General features: G+C 58.0%; 21 protein-coding genes. 13 read left to right on the forward strand and 8 right to left on the reverse strand.

Going from position 1 to position 23,361, the window contains the following annotated elements; all coding sequences use genetic code 11:
• Nucleotides 1–43: 43 nt before the first annotated feature.
• The 4 genes from ACJ8HT_RS03065 (at nt 44) to tcyN (ending at nt 3,370) form a co-directional block, all read left to right on the forward strand.
• The gene (locus tag ACJ8HT_RS03065; protein ID WP_197652628.1) at nt 44–1,036 is read left to right on the forward strand and encodes a D-cysteine desulfhydrase; all 993 of its coding nucleotides are present in this window, start codon (nt 44–46) and stop codon (nt 1,034–1,036) included.
• 115 nt (nt 1,037–1,151) lie between these two features.
• Nucleotides 1,152–1,952, forward strand: a complete 801-nt coding sequence (gene tcyJ, locus ACJ8HT_RS03070; RefSeq protein ID WP_049271743.1) for a cystine ABC transporter substrate-binding protein — start codon at nt 1,152–1,154, stop codon at nt 1,950–1,952.
• Nucleotides 1,952–2,614: a cystine ABC transporter permease gene (gene tcyL, locus ACJ8HT_RS03075; protein WP_041035592.1), complete on the forward strand. Its 663-nt coding sequence runs from the start codon at nt 1,952–1,954 to the stop codon at nt 2,612–2,614. The genes tcyJ and tcyL overlap by 1 nt, the downstream gene beginning before the upstream one ends.
• 3 nt (nt 2,615–2,617) lie before the next feature.
• On the forward strand, nt 2,618–3,370 hold the full coding sequence (gene tcyN, locus ACJ8HT_RS03080) for an L-cystine ABC transporter ATP-binding protein TcyN (RefSeq protein ID WP_197652630.1): 753 nt from the start codon (nt 2,618–2,620) through the stop codon (nt 3,368–3,370).
• Between the two features lie 29 nt (nt 3,371–3,399).
• On the opposite strand, the gene ACJ8HT_RS03085 is transcribed toward tcyN, so the two are convergent.
• From ACJ8HT_RS03085 to putA, 3 genes are all read right to left on the reverse strand, one after another.
• Nucleotides 3,400–3,813: a type II toxin-antitoxin system HicB family antitoxin gene (locus ACJ8HT_RS03085; RefSeq protein ID WP_064289930.1), complete on the reverse strand. Its 414-nt coding sequence runs from the start codon at nt 3,811–3,813 to the stop codon at nt 3,400–3,402.
• A gap of 11 nt (nt 3,814–3,824) precedes the next feature.
• Nucleotides 3,825–4,028 carry a type II toxin-antitoxin system HicA family toxin gene (locus ACJ8HT_RS03090; RefSeq protein WP_197652631.1) on the reverse strand — a complete coding sequence of 68 codons (204 nt, stop codon included), beginning with the start codon at nt 4,026–4,028 and terminating at the stop codon, nt 3,825–3,827.
• Nucleotides 4,029–4,191: 163 nt separating this feature from the next.
• Nucleotides 4,192–8,163, reverse strand: a complete 3,972-nt coding sequence (gene putA, locus ACJ8HT_RS03095) for a trifunctional transcriptional regulator/proline dehydrogenase/L-glutamate gamma-semialdehyde dehydrogenase (protein ID WP_197652633.1) — start codon at nt 8,161–8,163, stop codon at nt 4,192–4,194.
• Between the two features lie 571 nt (nt 8,164–8,734).
• Here putA and putP point away from each other — a divergent pair.
• Nucleotides 8,735–10,219, forward strand: a complete 1,485-nt coding sequence (putP, locus tag ACJ8HT_RS03100; RefSeq protein WP_049197985.1) for a sodium/proline symporter PutP — start codon at nt 8,735–8,737, stop codon at nt 10,217–10,219.
• Nucleotides 10,220–10,276: 57 nt separating this feature from the next.
• On the opposite strand, the gene ACJ8HT_RS03105 is transcribed toward putP, so the two are convergent.
• Nucleotides 10,277–11,239: a glycosyltransferase family 2 protein gene (locus ACJ8HT_RS03105; RefSeq protein ID WP_197652635.1), complete on the reverse strand. Its 963-nt coding sequence runs from the start codon at nt 11,237–11,239 to the stop codon at nt 10,277–10,279.
• Between the two features lie 402 nt (nt 11,240–11,641).
• Here ACJ8HT_RS03105 and efeU point away from each other — a divergent pair, with 402 nt between their 5' ends.
• The 5 genes from efeU to lpxO all read left to right on the forward strand — a co-directional run bounded on the left by efeU (nt 11,642) and on the right by lpxO (nt 17,599).
• The gene (gene efeU, locus ACJ8HT_RS03110) at nt 11,642–12,487 is read left to right on the forward strand and encodes an iron uptake transporter permease EfeU (RefSeq protein ID WP_025159831.1); all 846 of its coding nucleotides are present in this window, start codon (nt 11,642–11,644) and stop codon (nt 12,485–12,487) included.
• Nucleotides 12,488–12,507: 20 nt separating this feature from the next.
• A complete protein-coding gene (gene efeO / locus ACJ8HT_RS03115; protein ID WP_197652637.1) occupies nt 12,508–13,644 on the forward strand; it encodes an iron uptake system protein EfeO in 1,137 nt (378 codons plus the stop codon).
• Nucleotides 13,645–13,655: 11 nt separating this feature from the next.
• Nucleotides 13,656–14,954 carry an iron uptake transporter deferrochelatase/peroxidase subunit gene (gene efeB, locus ACJ8HT_RS03120; protein WP_197652638.1) on the forward strand — a complete coding sequence of 433 codons (1,299 nt, stop codon included), beginning with the start codon at nt 13,656–13,658 and terminating at the stop codon, nt 14,952–14,954.
• Nucleotides 14,955–15,671: 717 nt separating this feature from the next.
• Nucleotides 15,672–16,460: a phosphate starvation-inducible protein PhoH gene (phoH, locus tag ACJ8HT_RS03125; RefSeq protein WP_015378226.1), complete on the forward strand. Its 789-nt coding sequence runs from the start codon at nt 15,672–15,674 to the stop codon at nt 16,458–16,460.
• Between the two features lie 236 nt (nt 16,461–16,696).
• Nucleotides 16,697–17,599: a lipid A hydroxylase LpxO gene (gene lpxO / locus ACJ8HT_RS03130; RefSeq protein WP_025303230.1), complete on the forward strand. Its 903-nt coding sequence runs from the start codon at nt 16,697–16,699 to the stop codon at nt 17,597–17,599.
• Nucleotides 17,600–17,635: 36 nt separating this feature from the next.
• Here the strand turns inward: lpxO and chaA are convergent, their stop codons facing one another.
• Both chaA and ACJ8HT_RS03140 read right to left on the reverse strand, forming a co-directional pair.
• The gene (gene chaA, locus ACJ8HT_RS03135; protein ID WP_025303229.1) at nt 17,636–18,739 is read right to left on the reverse strand and encodes a sodium-potassium/proton antiporter ChaA; all 1,104 of its coding nucleotides are present in this window, start codon (nt 18,737–18,739) and stop codon (nt 17,636–17,638) included.
• Between the two features lie 294 nt (nt 18,740–19,033).
• Nucleotides 19,034–19,852: a siderophore-interacting protein gene (locus ACJ8HT_RS03140; protein WP_194571884.1), complete on the reverse strand. Its 819-nt coding sequence runs from the start codon at nt 19,850–19,852 to the stop codon at nt 19,034–19,036.
• A 130-nt stretch (nt 19,853–19,982) separates the two neighbouring features.
• On the opposite strand from ACJ8HT_RS03140, the gene chaB reads away from it, so the two are divergent.
• The 3 genes from chaB (at nt 19,983) to cbl (ending at nt 22,411) form a co-directional block, all read left to right on the forward strand.
• Entirely contained in the window at nt 19,983–20,210 is a 228-nt protein-coding gene (gene chaB, locus ACJ8HT_RS03145; RefSeq protein WP_064289935.1) for a putative cation transport regulator ChaB, read from the forward strand.
• Between the two features lie 249 nt (nt 20,211–20,459).
• A complete protein-coding gene (locus tag ACJ8HT_RS03150; protein ID WP_049202018.1) occupies nt 20,460–21,155 on the forward strand; it encodes a gamma-glutamylcyclotransferase in 696 nt (231 codons plus the stop codon).
• A gap of 302 nt (nt 21,156–21,457) precedes the next feature.
• Nucleotides 21,458–22,411 (forward strand): HTH-type transcriptional regulator Cbl, encoded by a 954-nt coding sequence (gene cbl, locus ACJ8HT_RS03155; protein ID WP_197652640.1) that lies wholly within the window; start codon nt 21,458–21,460, stop codon nt 22,409–22,411.
• Between the two features lie 43 nt (nt 22,412–22,454).
• On the opposite strand, the gene ACJ8HT_RS03160 is transcribed toward cbl, so the two are convergent.
• Together ACJ8HT_RS03160 and ACJ8HT_RS03165 are read right to left on the reverse strand one after the other, a co-directional pair.
• A complete protein-coding gene (locus ACJ8HT_RS03160) occupies nt 22,455–22,646 on the reverse strand; it encodes a hypothetical protein (RefSeq protein ID WP_033634949.1) in 192 nt (63 codons plus the stop codon).
• The gene (locus ACJ8HT_RS03165; protein WP_195873489.1) at nt 22,636–23,283 is read right to left on the reverse strand and encodes a hypothetical protein; all 648 of its coding nucleotides are present in this window, start codon (nt 23,281–23,283) and stop codon (nt 22,636–22,638) included. The genes ACJ8HT_RS03160 and ACJ8HT_RS03165 overlap by 11 nt, the downstream gene beginning before the upstream one ends.
• Between the last annotated feature and the right edge of the window lie 78 nt (nt 23,284–23,361).

Here is a 23,361-nt window from a genome sequence, read left to right on the forward strand (position 1 = left end):
TCGCTTATCTGATGTTGATACTCGATTCCCTGGGGGGAAAGTAGTGAACCTGCAACAACAACTGGCGCAATTTCCGCGTCTGGATCTGGTTGGCACCGCCACACCGCTGGAAAAGCTGTCCCGTCTCTCCGATTACCTCGGCCGCGAAATCTACCTTAAACGTGACGATGTCACCCCTATGGCGATGGGTGGCAACAAGCTGAGAAAGCTTGAGTTCCTGGCCGCCGACGCGCTGCGTCAAGGCGCCGATATGCTGGTCACCGCCGGTGCCATTCAATCCAACCACGTGCGCCAGACGGCGGCGGTGGCGGCGAAACTGGGCCTGCACTGCGTCGCGCTGTTGGAAAACCCTATCGACACTCGCGCGGAAAACTACCTGACCAACGGCAACCGCCTGTTGCTCGGCCTGTTCAACGCCGAGGTGGTGATGTGCGAAGCGCTGCACGATCCGCAGCAGCAGCTGGCGGAGCTGGCGACGCGCCTTGAGGCGCAGGGCTTCCGGCCTTACGTGGTGCCAGTGGGCGGCTCCAATGCCCTGGGCGCGCTGGGATACGTGCAGTGCGCATTGGAAATCGCCGAGCAGAGCCAACGCAGCAACGTGGCGTTCAGTTCGGTGGTGGTGGCGTCCGGCAGCGCCGGCACCCACGCCGGGCTGGCGGTGGGGCTGCAGCAGCTGCTGCCGGAAACTGAGCTGATCGGCGTGACGGTCTCGCGCACGGTGATCGATCAGCTGCCGAAGGTGGAACAGATTCAGAAAGCTCTGGCCTGTTCGCTGAATATCGACGAACTGGCGCCGATCGCACTGTGGGATGATTACTTCGCGCCGCAGTACGGCATGCCGAACGAAGAGGGCATGGCGGCGGTGCAGCTGCTGGCGCAGCAAGAAGGTGTGTTGCTGGATCCGGTGTACACCGGCAAAGCGATGGCCGGTTTGATCGACGGCATTGCCCAGCGGCGTTTCCGTGATGAAGGCCCTATTCTGTTCGTTCACACCGGCGGTGCGCCGGCGTTGTTCGCCTATCATCCGCAGGTGTAAATACCGCTTGTTATTCCATTTTGAACTATATTTATAAAGTTATATTCCTTTATGCGGGCGGTCGCACTGTTAAAGTGCTGATATCAAAAAAGATAAATAACACACAGGGGTGTTTATGATGTTTGCGAAAGTTCGTCGTCAATGGTTGTTGGGCGTAGTGGGCGTCGCATTAGCCGCCGGTTTGGCGACCCAAACCTACGCTGCCGACAATCTGCTGCAGCAGGTGAAACAGCGTGGCACGCTGATCGTCGGCCTGGAGGGCACCTATCCGCCGTTTAGCTTCCAGGGGGAAGACGGCAAGCTGACCGGTTTCGAAGTGGATTTCGCCAATGCGCTGGCGGAACATCTGGGCGTGAAAGCCAAGCTGAACCCGACCAAGTGGGACGGCATGCTGGCTTCGCTGGATTCGAAGCGTATCGACGTGGTCATCAACCAGGTGACTATCTCCGATGAACGCAAGAAGAAATATGACTTCTCCACCCCATACACCGTTTCCGGTATCCAGGCGCTGGTGAAAAAAGGCAACGAAGGCACCATCACCAAACCGGAAGACCTGAAGGGCAAGAAGGTCGGCGTTGGCTTGGGTACCAACTATGAGCAATGGTTGCGCGAGAATGTGCAGGGCGTGGACGTGCGCACCTACGACGACGACCCGACCAAGTATCAGGATCTGCGCGTTGGCCGCATCAACGCCATTCTGGTGGATCGTCTGGCGGCGCTGGATCTGGTGAAGAAAACCGGCGATACGTTGGCGGTAGCCGGCCCGGCGTTCTCTCGCCAGGAGTCCGGCGTGGCGCTGCGCAAGAACAACCCAGAGCTGCTGGCCGCGATTGACCAGGCGATCGCCGAGATGCAAAAAGACGGCACGATGGCGAAGATCTCCGAGAAATGGTTTGGCGCGGACGTAACTAAATAATGCACGAAAGTATTCAACTGGCGCTGGATTCAGCGCCATTTTTATTGAAGGGCGCAATACTGACGCTTCAGCTCAGCCTGGGCGGCATGGCGTTGGGGTTGCTGCTCGGTTTTCTGCTGGCGCTGATGCGCCTTTCGCCGCTGTGGCCGCTGGCGTGGCTGTCGCGTATCTATGTGTCGCTGTTTCGCGGCACGCCGTTGATCGCCCAGTTGTTTATGATCTATTACGGTTTGCCGCAGTTCGGCATCGAGTTCGATCCCTTCCCAGCGGCGCTGATTGGGCTGTCGCTCAATACCGCCGCCTACACCTCGGAAACGCTGCGCGCGGCGATTTCGTCGATCGACAAAGGGCAGTGGGAAGCCGCCGCCAGCATCGGCATGACCCGCTGGCAAACCCTGCGTCGAGTAATCTTGCCGCAGGCGGCGCGCACCGCCTTGCCGCCGCTGGGCAACAGCTTTATCGGCCTGGTGAAAGACACCTCGCTGGCCGCCACCATTCAGGTGCCGGAACTGTTCCGTCAGGCGCAGCTGATCACCTCGCGCACGCTGGAAGTGTTCACCATGTACCTGGCGGCATCGCTGATTTACTGGGTGATGGCGACCCTGCTTTCCGCGCTGCAAAACCGTCTGGAAGCCCACGTTAATCGCCAGGATCAGGAGTAGCGCATGAGTGCCATTGAAGTTAAGCAATTGACCAAGCAGTTCAAGGGTCAGACGGTGCTGCATGGGATCGATCTGGCGGTGGACGCCGGCGAAGTGGTGGCGATCATCGGGCCGAGCGGCTCGGGGAAAACCACCTTATTGCGCTGCATTAACCTGCTGGAGGAGCCGGATTCCGGCACCATTCGCGTCGGCGATATCCTGATCGACGGCAGCAAGCCGCTGAGCAAACAGAAAAATCAGGTGCGGGCGCTGCGCCAGCAGGTCGGTTTCGTGTTCCAGAACTTCAACCTGTTCCCGCACCGTTCGGTGTTGGAAAACATCATCGAAGGGCCGGTTATCGTCAAAGGCGAGGCGAAAGCCAGCGCAGAACAGCGCGCTCGCGCGTTGCTGGCCAAGGTAGGGTTGAACGGCAAGGAGCTGGCGTATCCGCGGCGGCTGTCCGGCGGCCAACAGCAGCGAGTGGCTATTGCGCGCGCGCTGGCGATGCAGCCGGAGGTGATCTTGTTCGATGAGCCGACGTCGGCGCTCGATCCCGAGCTGGTGGGGGAAGTGCTCAATACCATGCGCTCATTGGCGGAAGAGAAACGCACCATGGTGATCGTCACCCATGAGATGAGCTTTGCCCGTGACGTGGCGGACCGGGTTATCTTTATGGACCACGGCCGCATCGTTGAACAGGGCCCGGCCAAAGCGCTGTTCGCCAACCCGCAGCACCAGCGTACCCAGCAATTCCTCGACAAATTCCTGAATCAATAAGACGGCGGGGGAGCTTCCCCCGTCCGCATTCACTCCGTTTTCAACAACTCGTTTCGCGCGGCGGCGGCGAGAAATCCGCTGCGGCTACCGTATCCCGGATGTTGCCGAACCCGAGAGTCAATGCGACTTAACAGGCGATGGGGCAAGGTGATGTTAATCCGTTCGGCCCGGCCGTCAAATTTATCCATGTTGATAGCGACTAATAACCATTGTCCACCCTCGAAGGATTCCGCACCTTTGGCAAGATGGGCCGCGACGGCATGCGGGCGCGGTATCGGCTGATTGTCTTCGCTCAACAACTCAAAGTGCGCATCCAGTGCGCTTTGGGCATCGGCAAAAGCGTCGTCCAGGCTAGCACCGGCGAAGTAGCAGCCAGGGACGTCGGGAAAGAAACCGCTGGCGCTGCCGTTTGATTCTGTATGGATATAAGCGGGATAAAACATGGTCTCTCCTGTTAACGCGTGGCGATGTGAAGCGCACTTAATCCCGCGTCTTTAAGTATCTGCCGCAGCGTGCCCAGCTTTAGATCTTTCTTTGGGTGCGGTACGGTGATGATCAGCGCAAAATCGGGATGTTTGAATTGATGGTGGCTACCTTTTACCCGCCGCAATGCCCAACCGTGGCTTTCTAGCAACGCAATCAGTTCTGCACTCTTCACGATGTTATTGTCCTTAATCTACATACCATACACACTCTCAGGCAAGGAGATTAATACGCTAACGGCTGACCGGGCTGCGGGCAATAAAAAACCCTGCACAAGTGCAGGGTTTGCGTAGCGGTGAGCAAATCAGGCGGCAATGCATGGCCGCCTTGACGATGTGTTAACCGATGGTCATCAGGCTGGCGTTACCGCCGGCGGCGGCGGTGTTGACGCTCAGCGAACGCTCGATCAGCAGGCGTTCCAACAGGATGTTGGTTTCACCGTGAGCGAAGCCCTGCACCGAGACGATGGCGCCGCCGCGCTGCGCGATCTGCTCGCACAGGGTGCGCAGCTGGTCGGCATCGCCGTGGTAGATGGCGGCGTCGAACTCGACCTTGTCCTGCTGCCAGTCTTTGCTGAAGGCGATGCGCGCCTGCACATCGTTCGGCAAGCGGCGGAACAGATTGCGCTGCAGCTCCGCTTCCGGCCACAGCGCGCTGCTGCCGACCGCCAGCACGGCGGCCAACTGGATCAGCGCGTCGGCTTCGTTATCCGCCAGGCACAGCACGCGTTCACGCGGCAGCAGGGCATAGGTATTGCGCTCGCCGGTCGGGCCCGGCAGCGGGCGTACGGTGCCGCCCTGGCCCAGTTCCGCATAGCGCTGCGCCAATGCCGCCAGTTCGCCGTGTTGGCTGGTGACCGCCCATTTCTCCAGCGATTGCAGCGCGCCCAACAGCTGCGGCCGCGCCGTGGCTTCCATCGGGCGCTCTTCGTCCTGACGGTGCAGCGTACGCTGCAGCGCGTCGTCCGGACGGTTAGCCAGCAGACGGTACAGGTACAGCGGGCCGCCGGCTTTCGGGCCGGTGCCCGACAGGCCTTCGCCGCCGAACGGCTGTACGCCGACCACCGCGCCAACCATGTTACGGTTGACGTACAGGTTGCCGACCTTGGCGCGTTCGGTCACCCGGGCGATGGTTTCATCGATACGGGTGTGAATGCCCAGCGTCAGGCCATAACCGGCGGCGTTGATCTGATCGACCAGCGCGTCCAGATTGTTGCGCTGGAAGCGCACCACGTGCAGCACCGGGCCAAAGATCTCTTTTTGCAGCTCGTCGAAGCTGTCGAGTTCGATCAGCGTCGGTTTGATGAAGGTGCCGCGCGCCCACTCTTTCTCATCCTGCGCGCTGCCTTTGGCGGCCTGGTACACCTTGCGGCCTTTGGCGCGCATCGCCTGAATGTGGCGCTCGATGCCGGTCTTGGCTTCGGCGTCGATCACCGGGCCCACGTCGGTAGACAGGCGCTCAGGATTGCCCATGCGGCATTCGGCCATCGCGCCGCGCAGCATTTGCAGCGTGTGCTCGGCCACGTCTTCCTGAATGCACAGGATACGCAGCGCGGAGCAGCGCTGGCCGGCGCTGTCGAAGGCGGAGGCCACCACGTCGGTCACGACCTGTTCGGTCAGGGCCGAAGAGTCGACGATCATGGCGTTCAGGCCGCCGGTTTCGGCGATCAGCGGCGTCGGACGGCCTTGCGGATCCAGGCGACCGGCGATGCTGCGCTGCAGAATGCCGGCGACGTCGGTAGACCCGGTGAACATCACGCCGCGGACGCGGGCATCGTTGACCAGCGTCGAGCCGACGGTTTCACCCTGGCCCGGCAGCAGTTGCAGCACGCCTTGCGGAATGCCGGCTTCCAGCAGGATACGCACCGCCTGCGCAGCCACCAGCGGCGTTTGCTCGGCCGGTTTGGCCAGCACGCTGTTGCCCGCCGCCAGCGCGGCGGCGATTTGGCCGGTGAAGATCGCCAGCGGGAAGTTCCACGGGCTGATGCAGACCACTGGGCCCAGCGGACGGTGGCTGTCGTTGGCGAAATCGTCGCGCACCTGGCCGGCGTAGTAGTGCAGGAAGTCCACCGCTTCGCGCACTTCGGCGATGGCGTTGTTGAAGGTTTTACCCGCTTCACGCACCAGAATGCCCAGCAGGCTTTGCAGCTGACTCTCCATCAACTCGGCGGCGCGTTCGAGGATCGCGGCGCGCTCCGTCGGCGGCGTAGCGAACCAGATTGGGCCGGCGGCCGCGGCGGCGTCGAGCGCACGGCTGACTTCGCCTTCGGTGGCTTCACGCACGTAGCCGACCACATCGCCCGGCTCGGCCGGGTTGATCACCGGTTGCTCCACGCCCTGATCCAACTCGGCGTCGATGATCGGTTCCGCGCGCCACGGATGGCTGGCGCTGGTGAGCAGGGCGCTGGAGAGCGAGGCCAGACGCTGTTCGTTGGACAGATCCAGACCGCTGGAGTTGGTGCGCTTCTCGCCGTACAGCTCGCGCGGCAGCGGAATGCGTGGATGCGGCAGGCCAATTTGGCCTTCGCTGGCGGCCAGCGCTTCCACGGCGCTGACCGGATCGGCCACCAGCTCGTCGAGCGGCAGGGTGGCATCGGCGATGCGGTTGACGAACGAGGTATTGGCGCCGTTTTCCAGCAGGCGGCGCACCAGGTAAGCCAGCAGCGTTTCATGGGTACCGACCGGCGCATAGATGCGGCAAGGGCGGTTCAGTTTGCCGTCGGCCACTTTACCCACCACCTGCTCGTACAGCGGCTCACCCATGCCGTGCAGGCACTGGAACTCATACTGGCCAGGGTAGTAGTTGTTGCCGGCCAGGTGATAGATGGCGCTCAGGGTATGGGCGTTGTGGGTCGCGAACTGCGGATAAATCAGGTTCGGCACCGACAGCAGCTTGCGGGCGCAGGCCAGGTAGGAAACGTCGGTATAGACCTTGCGGGTGTAGACCGGGTAGCCTTCCAGGCCGTCCATCTGGGCGCGTTTGATTTCGCTGTCCCAGTAGGCGCCCTTCACCAGACGGATCATCAGGCGACGGCGGCTGCGTTGCGCCATGTCGATCACGGCATCGATGGCGAACGGACAACGTTTTTGGTAGGCCTGAATCACGAAGCCGATGCCGTTCCAGCCGGCCAGCTGCGGTTCGAAGCACAGCTTCTCCAGCAGGTCGAGCGAGATCTCCAGACGGTCGGCCTCTTCGGCATCGATGTTGATGCCGATATCGTACTGGCGTGCCTGCAGGGTCAGCGACAGCAGGCGCGGGTAGAGCTCTTCCATGACGCGTTCGTACTGCGCGCGGCTGTAGCGCGGGTGCAGGGCGGACAGCTTGATGGAGATGCCGGGGCCTTCATAGATGCCACGGCCGTTGGAGGCTTTGCCGATGGCGTGGATCGCCTGCTGGTAGGAAACCAGGTAGGCCTGCGCGTCGGCTTCGGTCAGGGCGGCTTCGCCCAGCATGTCGTAGGAGTAGCGGAAGCCTTTTTCTTCGAGCTTGCGCGCGTTGGCCAGCGCTTCGGCGATGGTTTCGCCGGTCACGAACTGTTCGCCCATCAGGCGCATCGCCATGTCCACGCCTTTGCGGATCAGCGGCTCGCCGCTCTTGCCGATAATGCGGTTCAGCGAACGGGACAGATTGGCTTCGTTATGCGTGGACACCAGCTTGCCGGTGAACAGCAGACCCCAGGTGGCGGCGTTGACGAACAGCGACGGGCTGCGCCCCAGGTGCGAGTGCCAGTTGCCGTTGCTGATCTTGTCGCGGATCAGGGCATCGCGGGTCGGTTTGTCCGGAATACGCAACAGCGCTTCCGCCAGGCACATCAGCGCCACGCCTTCCTGCGAGGAGAGGGAGAACTCTTGCAGCAGGCCTTGCACCATGCCGGCGCGGCCGTTTGCACTTTTTTGGTTACGCAACTTCTCGGCGATGCCGTAGGCCATTTTGTGAGTAGCCTGAGCAAGATCGGCGGGTAATCGCGCCTGTTCGAGCAACATCGGCACCGCTTCGGTCTCCGGGCGACGATAGGCGGCCGTGATGGCGGCGCGGGTGACCGACTGCGGCAGAATTTGTTCGGCGAAATCGAGGAATGGCTGGTGTGACTCTTCCTGCGCTTGCGGCATAATGTCGTCCGCTTCAGCCTGGCCCGCAGCGGCCAGCGCTGGAATTTCAGGAATATCGGAACCGCTCTCGAGACGCTCGAGGTAATTAAAGATGGCCTGCTTGATGAGCCAGTGCGGCGTGCGATCGATGCGCTGCGCGGCGCTCTTGATCCGGTCGCGTGTTGCCTCGTCGAGTTTCACGCCCATTGTGGTAGTGCCCATGCCTATCCAACTCCTGTGTTTAGAACCTATCCCATCAGGCTAGACAAACAGCAGGCCGGAAAGCCTGTTGGGATAGGTTCGTGAGATGTGTGGTGTCAAGAATGCAGACAATATCCTGCATGTTGCAACTTTGTGCAACCTTGTTAAATCAGGCTGATGAGCGAAGTGTGAGTTTCATCGATTTTTTAACATGGGCAGTTGGCACGAATGTTGCGTTATTGAGCGAACGCGGCGGGGTTTATGCTGCCGCAGACGCTTTACCTTGCGGTATATAAGGGTAATAACCAGGTGCAACTCATTTTGCTTGTCGTGAGTGCAACCTTTGGGTCCGGTAAATGTGACGCAGGGTAAACTTTGTGTAACTTTGTTGTTAAATATCTTGTTGGTTGATGAAAGGCTCATCTAGGATAACCGACGGTCAACAATTACGGGCAGAAACTATTTTACCTGCACTTGCTCGCAGGCTGCGCCACGTTCCGGCGCGGCGGCCAGTGAAATGCATTGCGCGTGGGTTTACCGGCGCCGGCTTGGCCGAAGCGAAACGCGAATAATAATGAAAGTGGAGAATTAAATGACAATGAGCACACCTATGCTGGTGACCTTCCTGGTGTACATTTTCGGGATGGTGCTGATCGGCCTGCTTGCCTACCGGGCAACCAATAACTTTGACGACTATATTCTCGGCGGCCGCAGTTTGGGTAGCGTGGTGACCGCGTTGTCCGCCGGCGCTTCCGACATGAGCGGCTGGTTGCTGATGGGCCTGCCGGGCGCCATCTTCCTCTCCGGCATCTCCGAAAGCTGGATCGCTATCGGCCTGACCATCGGCGCTTACCTGAACTGGAAGCTGGTGGCAGGAAGGCTGCGCGTACATACCGAAGCCAACAACAACGCCCTGACGCTGCCGGACTATTTCACCAGCCGCTTTGAAGACAACAGCAAGCTGCTGCGCGTGATCTCGGCCATCGTCATCCTGGTGTTCTTCACCATTTACTGCGCCTCCGGCATCGTAGCCGGCGCGCGCCTGTTCGAAAGCACCTTCGGCATGAGCTACGAAACCGCCCTGTGGGCCGGCGCCGCGGCGACCATCCTGTATACCTTTATCGGCGGTTTCCTGGCGGTGAGCTGGACCGACACCGTACAGGCCAGCCTGATGATTTTCGCGCTGATCCTGACGCCGGTGATCGTGATCTTCGCCGTTGGCGGCATCGATACCTCGATGCTGGTGATCCAGGCGCAGAACCCGGCCAACCTCGACATGCTGAAGGGGCTGAACTTCGTCGCCATCCTGTCGCTGCTGGGTTGGGGCCTGGGCTACTTCGGCCAGCCGCACATCCTGGCGCGTTTCATGGCTGCGGATTCTCACCGCACCATCCGCAGCGCGCGCCGCATCAGCATGACCTGGATGATCCTGTGCCTGGCCGGCACCATCGCCGTCGGTTTCTTCGGCATTGCTTACTTCGCCAACAACCCGGATCAAGCCGGTAACGTGTCGAAGAACGGGGAACGCGTGTTCATCGAACTGGCGATGCTGCTGTTCAACCCATGGGTAGCGGGCGTGCTGCTGTCGGCGATTCTGGCGGCGGTCATGAGTACCCTGAGCTGCCAGCTGTTGGTGTGCTCCAGCGCGATCACCGAAGACCTGTACAAGGCGTTCCTGCGCAAAGGCGCCAGCCAGCGCGAGCTGGTGTGGGTCGGCCGCGTGATGGTGCTGGTGGTGGCGTTGATCGCCATCGCATTGGCGGCCAACCCGGAGAACCGCGTGCTGGGCCTGGTGAGCTACGCCTGGGCCGGTTTCGGCGCCGCCTTCGGCCCGGTTGTGCTGATTTCGGTGATGTGGTCGCGCATGACCCGCAACGGCGCGCTGGCCGGTATGCTGGTCGGTGCGGTGACGGTAATTGTCTGGAAACAATACGAGTGGCTGGGTCTGTATGAAATCATCCCGGGCTTCATCCTGGGCAGCCTCGCCATCGTGGTGGTGAGCCTGATGGGTCGCCAGCCTTCCGCCACCATGACCGAGCGTTTCGACCAGGCGGAAGCTGAGTACAAAACGGTGTAACTGCCGCAAATAACGAGGGGCGCCAATGGCGCCCCTTCTTTTTACAAAGTTGTAGGGTTATCTTTTCAATAAAGTCACCATGCGTCTTAATGGTGAGGTTATCTTCCACGATGTGGAGTTGCGCAGCTCAGCGATTTCTCGCTCCAACCCCGCTAACTTACCTAAAACTACGTCGTTTTTCTCGGCAAGTTCACCTTTCAAATCGGCAATGATGTCGCCATTGGTGTACTTGAAGCAATCGACCATATGGCAAATGAACTTATTGTACTCGTCCTGTACCCGGCCGGCATTGGTTGGGGGATCATTAATCAGCTCGGTAATGCAGTTATAGTAGCCGTTTACATGTCCATCGCCTTTCCTTTGCGTCATTACGGAGCCATGACGCACTCGACGTAAATAAAATTTTTCATTGACACAATGAACGGTAATATCATTCTCAAGCAGAAGACGCGTAGTGAATATGTTGTCTTCGTGTACGATACCGTTTTTGAACTGGATGTTTTTTAAGGCTTTTCTACTGGATATATACAGGCAAGGGCTGACGATGTAGTTACCGACATTGACTGCTTTCTGAAAAAAATCCGTTCCTGAACAGGTGATGTTACTTAATAAGCCATTTCTTTCATACTTAGGGTTGAATCGCTCAGCCAGACTTTCATCGTCGAAGAACACGGAAGACTCGAAAAAGACCACGTCCGCCCGGGTTTCTTTTAGCATGCCAGCTAATCGATCCAGCGCATTTTCCGCGAGTTTGTCATCGCTATCGACAAAGATCACATAGTCGCCTGATGAAGCAGCAAGCCCCGTGTTTCTGGCGGACGATTGCCCTTTATTTTCGGTATGGATCACTTTAATGCAAGGTGCAACGAAGCTATCCAGTATCGTGCCCGTTTTGTCGGTTGAACCATCGTTGACCAGAATGATTTCAATATTATCCTGGTCGTTCTGTAATAAAGATTCAACGCACTCACTAATGTAGTTTTCCGTGTTAAACGCCGGAACGATGGCGGATATTTTCATTTTTACTCCATTTAACTTGCTACGGGCTCGCCTCATACCGGTTAATCAGGCTCTGACGGCAGGATTAAATCATACTCCTACGGATCATAATGGATGCTCCCATCCTACCGTTTCTGGTTTGTCCGTAAAGCAAACGGCGTCGACATCTTCGCTGTTTATGGTGTCAGAACGGCATACTTCTGCTCTTTGCAGTATATCATGGCACTTCGTGAGCGCTCAGCACCACCCAGCTGTAACACCTGGCGACATTTGATTAGAAAAAATCACCGTCATGCCTCTTGTATTTATTCTTGGCAGAATGATAATCACTCTCGTTGGTTTTTACGTTTCTTTACATAGTCGCCGTGGCTCATTTCGCAAGCACCGTCTCTGCCGCCGCGGTCTTTTCAGGGGTGATTATTTATGTTCGTTCCCTTTCTTATCATGTTCCGTGAGGGGCTGGAGGCCGCGCTGATCGTCAGCCTGATCGCCAGCTACCTGAAGCGCACGCAGCGCAGCCAATGGCTGGGCGCGGTGTGGATCGGCGTGATTGTCGCTGCGGCGCTGTGTCTGGCGCTCGGTATCTTCATCAATGAAACCACCGGCGAGTTCCCGCAGAAACAGCAGGAGCTGTTCGAGGGCATCGTGGCGGTGGTGGCGGTAGTGATCCTCACCTATATGGTGTTCTGGATGCGTAAGGTGTCCAAGTCGGTCAAGGTGCATCTGGAAGGGGCGATCGATCAGGCGCTCAACGCCGGTAAAGGGCAGGGTTGGGCGCTGGTGGCGATGGTGTTCTTCGCCGTGGCGCGCGAAGGGCTGGAGTCGGTGTTCTTCCTGCTGGCGGCGTTCCAGCAAGACGTGGGCGCCGCGGCGCCGATCGGCGCGGTGCTCGGCCTGGTGGCCGCCATCGTGCTGGGCATGATGATTTATTGGGGCGGTGTGAAGCTGCACCTGGCCAAGTTTTTCAAATGGACCAGCCTGTTCATTCTGTTCGTCGCCGCCGGCCTGGCCGCCGGGGCGATCCGCGCCTTCCACGAAGCCGGCCTGTGGAATCACTTCCAGGACATCGCTTTCGATTTCAGCAGCACCCTGTCGACCCATTCGCTGTTCGGCACCCTGCTGGAAGGCATCCTCGGTTATCAGGAAGCGCCGACGGTCAGCGAAGTGGCCGTCTATTTCCTGTATCTGATCCCGGCGCTGATTTTCTTTTTCCTGCCGCAGCGCGCGGAGCCGGCAGCGGCCCCGGCGCAACGTAAAATCAATCATTAATGTTTAATAGGGAATCTCGTATGTCTACTCCGTTATTTCGCCGCAAGGCGTTGCACGCAGCATTACTGGCTATCCCGGCGTTTGCGCTGAGCATCGACGCGTTGGCGGCGGACGTGCCGCAGGTCAAAGTCACGGTCAACGACAAGCAGTGCGAACCGATGCAACTGACGGTGCCGGCCGGCAAGACGCAGTTTGTGGTGCATAACACCAGCCAGAAAAACGTCGAATGGGAAATCCTGAAAGGGGTGATGGTGGTGGAAGAGCGCGAAAACATCGCGCCGGGCTTCACCCAGAAAATGACCGCCACGCTGGAAGCGGGCGAATACGACATGACCTGCGGGCTGCTGAGCAACCCAAAAGGCAAACTGACCGTCACCGCGGCAGCCAACGGCGCCACCGACGGCAAACCGAACGCGCTGGATCTGGTTGGCCCGATCGCCGAATACAAAGTCTACGTCATCAAAGAAGTCGACGGGCTGGTGAAACAGACCAAGCTGTTCACCGACGCGGTGAAGGCCGGCAACGTGGAGCAAGCGCGCAAGCTGTACGCGCCGACCCGCCAGCACTATGAGCGCATCGAGCCGATCGCCGAGCTGTTCTCCGATCTGGACGGCAGCATCGACGCCCGTGAAGACGACTACGAGAAGAAATCGGCGGATCCGAACTTTACCGGCTTCCACCGTCTGGAGAAGGCGCTGTTTGCCGACAACTCGACCAAAGACATGGGCAAATATGCCGATCGTCTGTATCACGACACCGTTGAACTGCAAAAACGCGTGGGTGAACTGACCTTCCCGCCGAGCAAGGTGGTGGGCGGCGCAGCCGGGCTGATCGAAGAAGTGGCGGCCAGCAAGATCAGCGGTGAAGAAGACCGTTACAGCCGCACCGACCTGTGGGATTTCCAGGCCAACGTCGACGGTGCGCAGAAGATCGTCAACCTGCTGCGCCCGCTGTTGGTCAAGGCCAACAAGCCGATGCTGGACAAGATCGACGCCAACTTCAAAACCGTCGACACCATTTTGGCGAAGTACCAAACCAAAGAGGGGTATGAGTCCTATGAGAAGCTGACCGATGCCGACCGCAATGCGTTGAAAGGGCCGATCACCACGCTGGCGGAAGACCTTTCCCAACTGCGCGGCGTATTGGGTCTGGACTGAGGCATACGGTTATGAGCAACAAGGCAGGCCCGAATAACGGGCCTCATCCGCACTCTCAGGGGGCTGCATCCCCTTCACGCCGCCGTTTGTTGCAGGGGCTGGGGCTGAGCGCGCTGGCGCTGGGCGGCAGCCGCCTGGTGCAGGCGGCGGACAAAGCGGCGGAGCCGGTGGCGGCGCCGCAGGATGAGCGCTGGCAGAAACAGCCGTTTTATGGCCGCCATCAGGCCGGGGTGCTGACCCCGCAACAGGCGGCGATGATGCTGGTGGCGTTCGACGTGCTGGCGACCAGCAAAGCGGACCTGGAGCGCCTGTTCCGGCTGCTGACCGACCGCATCGCGTTCCTGACCCACGGCGGCAAGGCGCCGGAGGTGGACGCCAAATTGCCGCCGCTCGATTCGGGGATCATGGGGCCGGAGATTTACCCGGATAACCTGACCGTTACCGTCTCGGTCGGCGCATCGCTGTTCGACGAACGCTTTGGCCTGCAGGCGCAAAAGCCGCTGCGGTTGCAGAAAATGGCCCGCTTCCCCAACGATGCCCTGGACGCCGGGCTTTGCCACGGCGATCTGCTGCTGCAGATCTGCGCCAACACCAATGAAACGGTGATCCATGCACTGCGCGACATCATCAAGCATTCGCCGGATTTGCTCAGCGTGCGCTGGAAGCGGGAAGGATTTATCTCCGCGCATGCGGCGCGCAGCAAAGGCAAAGAGACGCCGATCAACCTGCTGGGCTTCAAAGACGGCACCGCCAACCCGAAAACCGACGACAAACCGCTGATGGATAAGGTGGTGTGGGTCGGCGACAACGTCGGCGAGCCGGCGTGGACGGCGGGCGGCAGCTACCAGGCCGCCCGCATTATTCGCTTCCGCGTGGAGTTTTGGGATCGCACGCCGCTGCAGGAGCAGGAAACCATTTTCGGCCGCGAAAAGCACAGCGGCGCGCCGCTCGGCATGAAGCATGAACATGACGAGCCGAACTACGCGAACGATCCCGACGGCAAGGTGATCCCGATGGATGCGCACATCCGGTTGGCTAACCCCCGCACGCCGGAAAGCCAAAGCAATCTGATGCTGCGGCGTGGCTACAGCTATTCCCTTGGCGTTTCCAATGCCGGGCAGCTGGAAATGGGGCTGCTGTTTGTCTGCTATCAGGCCGATCTGGAGAAAGGGTTCCTGACAGTACAAAAAAGGCTCAACGGCGAAGCGCTGGAAGAATACATCAAGCCGATCGGCGGCGGATATTTCTTCGTATTACCGGGCGTGAAAGAGGGTGGCGACTATTTGGCCAGCGGCCTGCTCAAGGCCTGAGTGCGCAATGACGAGGTGGGATCTTCCGCCTCGTTTTACGTTGGCTTGCCTATTACCCGGGACATTAAGCGACGAAATTCAATTCAATCCTTCACCTGCGGATTAAAAAATCTGAACGGCCCGCCAACTTTGTATTGTGCAAAATTTAATCGGCAAGGCAAAGTGTCATTCGCGGTTTTTAATTGTAACTTGTTGATATTTATGTAATTAAATTTTTTGTGGAATGACGTGCCGAGCGTGATATAGTGTTTTTGCGCTTACTAAAAACAAAACATATAAAATTTTTTACATTTTAGTAACGCGACAGGATTGAATGTCATTATACTGTAATCATCTGGCGGTAGTTTTCACACGGTGCACAGCTTGAAGCTGTAAATATCACTGCGGGGATCGCTAATGGTAAAGTCCTTGGTTGGGCTGGAAAGAAAAAATAACACATCTCCCCTGATTTCTCGTTGTAACGAGGGTTCTCTCTCCGACTCTCTTTTACCGGCAACCCCGCACTCTTATCGCTATCGAATCTCATCACTTTTTACTCCACGTTTTTTAATGCAGTCCGCGTTGTCCCGTGAAGACACGGCGCTTAAGCGTTGCCGTCGATTCACCTTGTCCCTTGGCTCTTATTGGCTCGGAGGAGGCCAAAACCTAATACGTGTGTGAAACATAATCGCGCGGCCTGGCCGTTGCGGTAGGTGAAACAAACTGTAAGGTGCCACTATGGGTAGACAGAAAGCAGTGATCAAAGCACGTCGTGAAGCGAAACGCGTTATTCGTCGTGACGCTCGTAGTCATCGCCAGCTGGAAGAAGAGTCTGTGACCTCGCTGGTGCAAATGGGGGGAGTCGAGTCTATCGGCATGGCGCGAGACAAGCGCGATAGCTCACCCATCGAGGCTAGAACCGAAGCTCAGGGTCATTACTTATCAGCCATAGAGAATAAGCAGCTGATCTTCGCCACCGGCGAAGCCGGCTGTGGCAAAACATTCATCAGCGCCGCCAAGGCGGCGGAGGCGCTGATCCATAAAGAGGTGGATCGGATTATCGTTACCCGTCCTGTTTTGCAGGCGGATGAAGACCTTGGTTTCTTGCCGGGGGATATCTCTGAGAAATTCGCGCCTTATTTCCGCCCGGTGTATGACATCCTGGTGCGCCGTTTAGGCTCTTCCTTTATGCAGTACTGCCTGCGCCCGGAAATCGGCAAGGTAGAGATTGCGCCGTTCGCTTATATGCGCGGACGCACCTTCGAAAATGCGGTCGTTATCCTGGATGAAGCCCAGAACGTGACCGCCAGCCAGATGAAAATGTTCCTGACCCGCCTGGGCGAAAACGTGACGGTTATCGTCAACGGCGACGTGACCCAGTGCGACTTGCCGCGCGGCGTGAAATCCGGCCTCAGTGACGCGCTGGAGCGCTTCGAAGAGGACGAGATGATCGGCGTTATCCGCTTTGAGAAACAGGACTGCGTGCGCTCCGCTTTGTGCCAGCGCACGCTCAACGCTTACAGTTAACCTATCCGCTACTGAAAAAAGGCCGCCTCGGCGGCCTTTTTTATCTGCGCAATTTCCCCTCTCGTTTAACCTTTGTGTAAATTATTGTGGCTTTTTGTATAGATTTTCGTTGAGTTAGCGTTAATGATTAATGGGTTCCAGATTGGCGCGCAACTTGCGTGCGTCGCCAAAAGGACACTATCTGGGGTGTGCGCCGTGCGGCGCATTGAGCGTGAGTTCCTTGATGCGATTCAAACATGAAATATATCATTCTGATTTTGCTTATTTTATGCGTCGTCTATGTGCATTACCGCGGGCGGGTACGCTACAACGTGTGGCGACAGCTGTCTGACCATTCCACCTTTACCGCACCGCTGAACGTCTTTATGTACCTGTTTTCCCGTGTGCCGACCACGCCGTACCTGAAGCCGGAGCAGTTCCCTGAGCTGGCGGTACTGCGGGAGAATTGGGAAACCATCCGCGACGAAGGACAGAAGCTGATGGAGATCCAACAGATTAAAGCGTCCGATCAATTCAACGACGCCGGGTTCAACTCGTTCTTCAAGACCGGCTGGAAACGCTTTTATCTGAAATGGTATGAGGACAGCCATCCTTCCGCCATGACCCTGTGCCCGCAGACCACGGAACTGCTGCGCAGCCTGCCTTCGGTCAAGGCGGCGATGTTCGCCGAACTGCCGGACGGCAGCCGGTTGCCGCGCCACCGCGATCCTTATGCCGGTTCGCTGCGTTATCACCTGGGGCTGATAACCCCCAACGATGACCGCTGCTTCATTGAGGTGGACGGCGAGCGCTACAGCTGGCGCGACGGTGAAGGCGTGATGTTCGATGAAACCTACCTGCACTACGCGGAAAATCAGAGCGGGCAAAATCGTCTGATCCTGTTCTGCGACATCGAACGGCCGATGCGCTACCGTTGGGCGCAGGCGGTGAACCACTGGCTGGGGCGCAATCTGATGAGCGCCGCCACCGCGCCTAATGAAGAGGGCGATCGCACTGGCGGCGTCAACAAGATGTTCAAATACATCTATGCGATACGCCGGGTGGGGAAACGCCTGAAGGCCTGGAACCGCACCGGTTATTACATCATCAAGTGGATTTTGTTCGGGGGGATCGCCGCGGCGATATTCTTCTCGGTATAACGAAGACAGGGGCGCACGGTGTGCGCCCCTTTTTGATCAGGCGAAGATAGTCATCATATAGGCGGCGAATAGCGCCAGGTGGGCGGTGCCGTTCAGCACGTTGGTGCGGCCGGTCGAGAACGACAGCTGGCACAGCAGCAGCACTGTCAGCATCACCACGATATGCGGCGTTTGCAGGCCGAAGATCAGCGTCTGCCCAGTCAGGGTGGCAATGATGGTGACCGCCGGAACCGTCAGGGAGATGGTCGCCAGCACCGAACCGAAGAACAGGTTCATGGCGCGTTGCACTTGGTTGTTCAACACGGCGCGCAGTGCCCCCAGCCCTTCAGGCGACAGGATCAGCAGCGCTACCAGGAAACCGGTGAACTGAGCCGGCGCATTCATTTTGGTCAACAGACCTTCCAGCGGATTGGCGTTGAACTTGGTGACGGCGATAACCGCGATCAGGTGCACGATGAGCCAGGCGGCATGCCAGGCGCTGCTGTGCGAAGAGGGCTTGCCGTGGTGCGGGTCGCCATCGTCGTCTTCATGCTCGTACACGAACAGGCTCTGGTGAGTTTTGGTCTGGATCACCAGGAACACGCCATACATGGCGGCGGAGATCAGCGCCACCAGCAGCGCTTGCCCGGTGCTGAAGTTGCCGCCCGGCAGCGCGCTCGGGAACACCAGCACGATCACCGCCAGCGGGAAAATCGCCATCAGGTACTGTTTGATGCCGCCCAGGTTGACGTACTGGGTGGCGAACTTGCGCCCGCCGAGCAGCAGCGCGAAACCGACCAGGCCGGCGGAAACGATCATGATGATGGAGTACAGCGTGTCGCGCATCAACGCCGGCGCGGCGTCGCCGGTGGCCATCAGCGCCGAGATCAGGCTGACCTCGAGGATCACCACCGACAGGCTGAGGATCAGCGAGCCGTAGGGTTCCCCCAAACGGTGCGCCAGCACGTCGGCGTGGCGCACCACGCTGAAGGCGCTGCTGAGGATACCCACCAGCGCGAGAATATTAATGCCGACGATCAGCGGAAAGTTATCGGTGCTGCCCCATAAATTCAACACCACCAGCGCGGCGATGGGGAAGATCAGCGAGTATTCGGTGTGGCGAGATTTGGTGGATCGGCCAGGATCGTGTTGCGACTTCATGAGGGTGGCACTCCTTCTCAAACAGCGTAGCCCGTCAGCGCCGGTCGCCGTGATGCGGCAACTCTGCGTTTCCAGTAGGTATTTTATATTAGGATACACCCACGGCGCCGGTGTGATGTTGTTTTTATCTGAGAAAGCAATTGCTTGCTTTATGTGATCAGGGTAGCAAAAAAACCGCACAGGGTGCGGTTTTATTTACTTACTTTTACGCAATAACGCCGATTTTTAACGTTAGATTTGAGAAAAGTCGTGTTTACTTGTTTAGTTCGTGGTTAATCAAGGAATATACAGTCGTTAGTCGTCAATATTATCCATGATTTCATGCCGTTTATTGTGGTAACCCTCTTCATTTAGTCCCTCACGCCAGTAAGGTACGGCATAAAGACGATTACGATCGCATTGGCGTTCACGGCGCAGGTAACGGCGCAGCTCTACCACCAGGCGATCTTCACCGGCGAGCCAGAAGTGCGTTTCGCTCTGAGGCAGGGATTGCGCGCGGAAGCGGGCGATCAGTTCGTCGGTTTTCTCCGTGCCGCCAACGATCCAATCCACCTCAACGCCGGCCGGTTTCTTCAGATCAATCGCGTCGGCGGTGCTGTCGACGCGGACGAAAGCGCGCCCGGCGCTGTGCGGCGGCAAATTCTCCAGCAGCGCGGCCAGCGCAGGCAGTGAGGAAGGATCGCCCGCCAGGCAGTAGAAATCGGCCGCCGGCAGCATAGGTTTCGGGCCGCCCGGGTTGCTGATGCCGATTTTATCGCCGGCCTTCGCCTGGCGCGCAAAGTCGACCGCCGGGCCTTGGTGATCGTGGATCGCGAACTCGATGTCCACCTCCGCCTGTTCCGGGCGCACGGCGCGAATAGAATAGGTGCGTACGATCGGGCGCACGGCGTCCGCCGCCCAGCGCGGACCGTTTTCGGTCAGCGTTGGCAGATCCGGCTGGGTTTGGCCGGCGAGCGGCAAAAACACTTTAATGTGCGCAGCGGCGGCGTTGGCCGGATAGTAGCGCAGATCGGGCGCGGTAAAGGTGATGCGGCGCAGGTGCGGCGTAATGTCCTGTACGGCGCTGACGGCGATCAGGTAGGGGGCGCGTGAGCGAGGGGCTTCGGTAGTCACGGGGATCTCCTTATAGTTCGTTTGGCGGTGAGTATATCATGCCGTTTGATAATGAGAATTGTTTGCTCATTGAGGCGCAACGGCGTGTGAGCTAGGCTTAAGCTTCACGGAATACGCACGGGAGGACGTGATGCCCTATCAAGACACGAACGACTTGCCGGACAATGTGAAGCATGTGCTGCCGGCCCATGCGCAGACGATCTATAAGGAAGCGTTCAACAGCGCCTGGCAACAATACCGGGATCCTGAGGACCGCCGCGGTGACGACAGCCGGGAGGAGACGGCGCACAAGGTGGCCTGGGCGGCGGTCAAGCAAAGCTATCGCAAGGGCGACGATGAGCGTTGGCACAAAAAGTAACGCTTTATGGCCTGATAAAATCGCGTAGACGTTATGCTGACCCGGCAATTAATATTATTGCTGCTCAGTACAAATACTTTTCCACGTTAACACCGCTTTGCAACTTGATTGCGCGGCGGGAAAAGAATATGGTCATTATTAATCGGCGCGGTTATTGAATTAATAAAATTCCGCACCTAAAAATAAAATTGCAAAGGTTCAGTAGTGGCGAGGGAGGACGAGAAATCGTATTCCCGGGAGGTTGTAACAGTGTTAACGCGAGATTTTCTGCAAAAAGCGGATTGCAAAACCGCATTCGGCGCTATTGAGGAGTCGCTGTTGCTGACGCCTGAACAGCGCGCAGCCTCGTTGGATTGCACGTTATCGCGCCGGCCGGATCACAGCCCGGTTTGGGTATTCGGTTACGGTTCGCTGATGTGGAACCCGGTTTTTGAATCGGAAGAAGTGCGGCCTGCCATGCTGCAGGGCTGGCACCGGGCGTTCTGCATGCGCTTGACCGCCGGGCGCGGCACGCTGCATCAGCCGGGGCGCATGCTGGCGCTGAAAGAGGGCGGCCAGACCACCGGATTGGCCTTCCGTCTGCCGGAAAGCAAGCTGCGCGAAGAGCTGGAGCTGCTGTGGAAGCGCGAAATGATAACCGATTGCTATGTGCCGACCTGGTGTGAGCTGCAACTGGAGGGCGGTGAGGTTGTCACTGCGCTGGTGTTCGTGATGAACGCACAGCATCCGCTGTTTGAAGCAGACACCAGCCACCAGGTGATCGCGCCATTGATCGCCAGCGCCAGCGGCCCGCTGGGCACCAACGCGCAATACCTGTTTGCGCTGGATAACGAGCTGAAGCACCACGGCATGCAGGATGATTGCATCGGCGATCTGGTGCGCTATGTACAGCAATGGTTGCAGCAGAACCGGCCCGGCGCTTTCGGGGCGGAGGCCACGGCCTGAGGCGTTGGCTGGTTGGCAAACAGTGAAGGGCTCAGCACGCTGAGCCCTTTTTCATATATCTAATACCTCTATTTAATAACTTTATTCTGCATGATTATCCAAGACTCTTTCTTTGTGTGGTTATTTATCTCTTTATTTTTAAAGCTATTCATCATTTCCCCCCGTCTTCATCCCCCAAGAGTAACGATAAATAATTCACTTAGTATTAAATTGCATAACTAAAGGCTATTTCTTATTTGTTCAGCCCCGCAGGACTCCGTATCAATATGGCAAACGCTACCGCAAGAAACAGGGAGACGGGGATGAACTTTCAACAATTAAAAATTATTCGCGAATCGGCGCGCTGCAACTACAACCTGACCGAGGTCGCCAATACCTTATTTACTTCGCAGTCCGGCGTCAGCCGGCATATTCGCGAGCTGGAAGAAGAGCTGGGCATTGAAATATTCATTCGCCGCGGCAAGCGGCTGCTGGGCATGACCGAACCCGGCAAAGAGCTGCTGGTGGTTGCGGAACGTATTCTCAACGACGCCAATAACATCCGTCGCCTGGCGGACGTCTTCAGCAGCAACGATTCGGGGCAGCTGCATATCGCGACGACGCATACCCAGGCGCGCTACAGCCTGCCGGGGGTAATCAAAGAGTTTCGCGCGCTTTACCCGCGGGTGCGGGTGGTGCTCAATCAGGGCAGCCCGGAGGAGATCGTCTCGATGCTGGCCGCCGGCGAAGCCGATATCGGCATCGCCAGCGAACGGCTGATGAGCGACGAATCGTTGGCGGCGTTCCCTTACTATCGCTGGCATCACACCATTCTGGTGCCGGAAGGGCACGAGTTGACGCGTCAGCCGCAGGTGACGCTGGAGATGCTCAGCACCTTGCCGCTGATCACTTACCGTCAGGGCATTACCGGGCGCGCGAAGCTGGATGCGGCGTTCAAAGCGGCGGGCCTGATGCCGGACATCGCGCTCAGCGCGCAAGATTCCGACGTGATTAAAACTTACGTCGAGCTGGGGTTGGGCGTGGGTGTGCTGGCGGACATGTCGTATGAAAAAGAGCGCGACCGCGGGTTGGTGAGCCTCAATGCCGAGCACCTGTTTGAACCCAATACGGTATGGCTGGGCCTGAAACGCAGCCAGCTGCAGCGCAACTATGCCTGGCGTTTTATCCAGCTGTGCAACCCGACGCTGTCGCTGACCGAAATCAAGGACAAGGTCTTCTCGTCGCAGTTGGATGCGGTGATTGACTACCAGATTTAATCGGACAGCTGGGCCCCGCTGGATTGCCGCGGGGGAAGGGGAATTAGTCGTCGGTACGTTCGATCAGGTGACGTTTGCTTTTTCTGAACGGGCCGATGGCTTCCCATTCCGGGAGTTCTTCAGGCGGACGCGGGTTGGCCATCTCCCAGCGATGGTGTTGGCGCAAAATCTCGATGGCGATGCGTTTTTGCTCTTGAATGGAGAGCGTAGGGTCGGTCAGATCCTTATTTTCCATTTTGGCTTCCTTTCTGCTCGTTATTTATACGCACCTTATCACATTTGGCCCCGTACTTTTCCAGCGATTGTATGTACTTTTTCAGTGCGTTGAAGCTGGTTTTACATGTCATGGTACCGGGTATTACTTCAAAGGCGGCCTGACGAGTATACAGCGCCAACACGCGGTGATTGATTGCGTGGCTGATAAGTATGTCCGGCGGAGGCTCCGGCGTCAGCCTCTGCTCTTGCAGGTTCAGGCCATACAGATACAGCACCTGCAAGCAGTTACGCAGCATATTGCCTTTCAGTGGATGTTGCGCTTCACGCAGGGAGAAATTCTCCAATGCGACAAGATCGATAACGTTCTCTGCCTGGAGGTAACGGCACAGGCAAAAGCCGGCGCGGCTCAGCGGGCTGGCCATTTGCCGATAGACGAAAGCGAAACTCATCGGCGTTTGGGCATGATATTTAAAAAGAGAGCGCCAATTTAACGTATGTCCGTTTTTTCTGCCTTTTTGCCAGCGCCGGTCTTGTACCGTCAGACGAGTCATAAACAGATCCGACTCAAGCAGGACGCTGTTCATGTCTGCCAGTGTTTGCTCTATCGCTCTCTCATGCCGGTGTGAGACGCCATTTTCTGGTGGATGGTTTTCCATTTTCCCGTCCCTTGGGTGACCGAGCTCACGTTAATCACCCAATGAAACAGACTCAAACCCCGCGTTTCACCGCTGCGA

Origin of the sequence: Serratia sp. CY44782, from assembly GCF_052168715.1 — a bacterium.
Taxonomy (GTDB): Bacteria; Pseudomonadota; Gammaproteobacteria; order Enterobacterales; family Enterobacteriaceae; genus Serratia; species Serratia nevei.

What these genes read in the sequence shown, in the direction of transcription:
- putA (WP_197652633.1), bottom strand. Translation starts at nt 8,163, where the DNA reads ATGGGCACTACCACAATGGGCGTGAAACTCGACGAGGCAACACGCGAC.
- efeU (WP_025159831.1), top strand. Translation starts at nt 11,642, where the DNA reads ATGTTCGTTCCCTTTCTTATCATGTTCCGTGAGGGGCTGGAGGCCGCG.
- ACJ8HT_RS03105 (WP_197652635.1), bottom strand. Translation starts at nt 11,239, where the DNA reads ATGAAAATATCCGCCATCGTTCCGGCGTTTAACACGGAAAACTACATT.
- chaB (WP_064289935.1), top strand. Translation starts at nt 19,983, where the DNA reads ATGCCCTATCAAGACACGAACGACTTGCCGGACAATGTGAAGCATGTG.
- phoH (WP_015378226.1), top strand. Translation starts at nt 15,672, where the DNA reads ATGGGTAGACAGAAAGCAGTGATCAAAGCACGTCGTGAAGCGAAACGC.
- ACJ8HT_RS03085 (WP_064289930.1), bottom strand. Translation starts at nt 3,813, where the DNA reads ATGTTTTATCCCGCTTATATCCATACAGAATCAAACGGCAGCGCCAGC.
- ACJ8HT_RS03165 (WP_195873489.1), bottom strand. Translation starts at nt 23,283, where the DNA reads ATGGAAAACCATCCACCAGAAAATGGCGTCTCACACCGGCATGAGAGA.
- lpxO (WP_025303230.1), top strand. Translation starts at nt 16,697, where the DNA reads ATGAAATATATCATTCTGATTTTGCTTATTTTATGCGTCGTCTATGTG.
- efeB (WP_197652638.1), top strand. Translation starts at nt 13,656, where the DNA reads ATGAGCAACAAGGCAGGCCCGAATAACGGGCCTCATCCGCACTCTCAG.
- tcyL (WP_041035592.1), top strand. Translation starts at nt 1,952, where the DNA reads ATGCACGAAAGTATTCAACTGGCGCTGGATTCAGCGCCATTTTTATTG.
- ACJ8HT_RS03160 (WP_033634949.1), bottom strand. Translation starts at nt 22,646, where the DNA reads ATGGAAAATAAGGATCTGACCGACCCTACGCTCTCCATTCAAGAGCAA.
- efeO (WP_197652637.1), top strand. Translation starts at nt 12,508, where the DNA reads ATGTCTACTCCGTTATTTCGCCGCAAGGCGTTGCACGCAGCATTACTG.
- putP (WP_049197985.1), top strand. Translation starts at nt 8,735, where the DNA reads ATGACAATGAGCACACCTATGCTGGTGACCTTCCTGGTGTACATTTTC.
- tcyJ (WP_049271743.1), top strand. Translation starts at nt 1,152, where the DNA reads ATGATGTTTGCGAAAGTTCGTCGTCAATGGTTGTTGGGCGTAGTGGGC.
- tcyN (WP_197652630.1), top strand. Translation starts at nt 2,618, where the DNA reads ATGAGTGCCATTGAAGTTAAGCAATTGACCAAGCAGTTCAAGGGTCAG.
- cbl (WP_197652640.1), top strand. Translation starts at nt 21,458, where the DNA reads ATGAACTTTCAACAATTAAAAATTATTCGCGAATCGGCGCGCTGCAAC.
- chaA (WP_025303229.1), bottom strand. Translation starts at nt 18,739, where the DNA reads ATGAAGTCGCAACACGATCCTGGCCGATCCACCAAATCTCGCCACACC.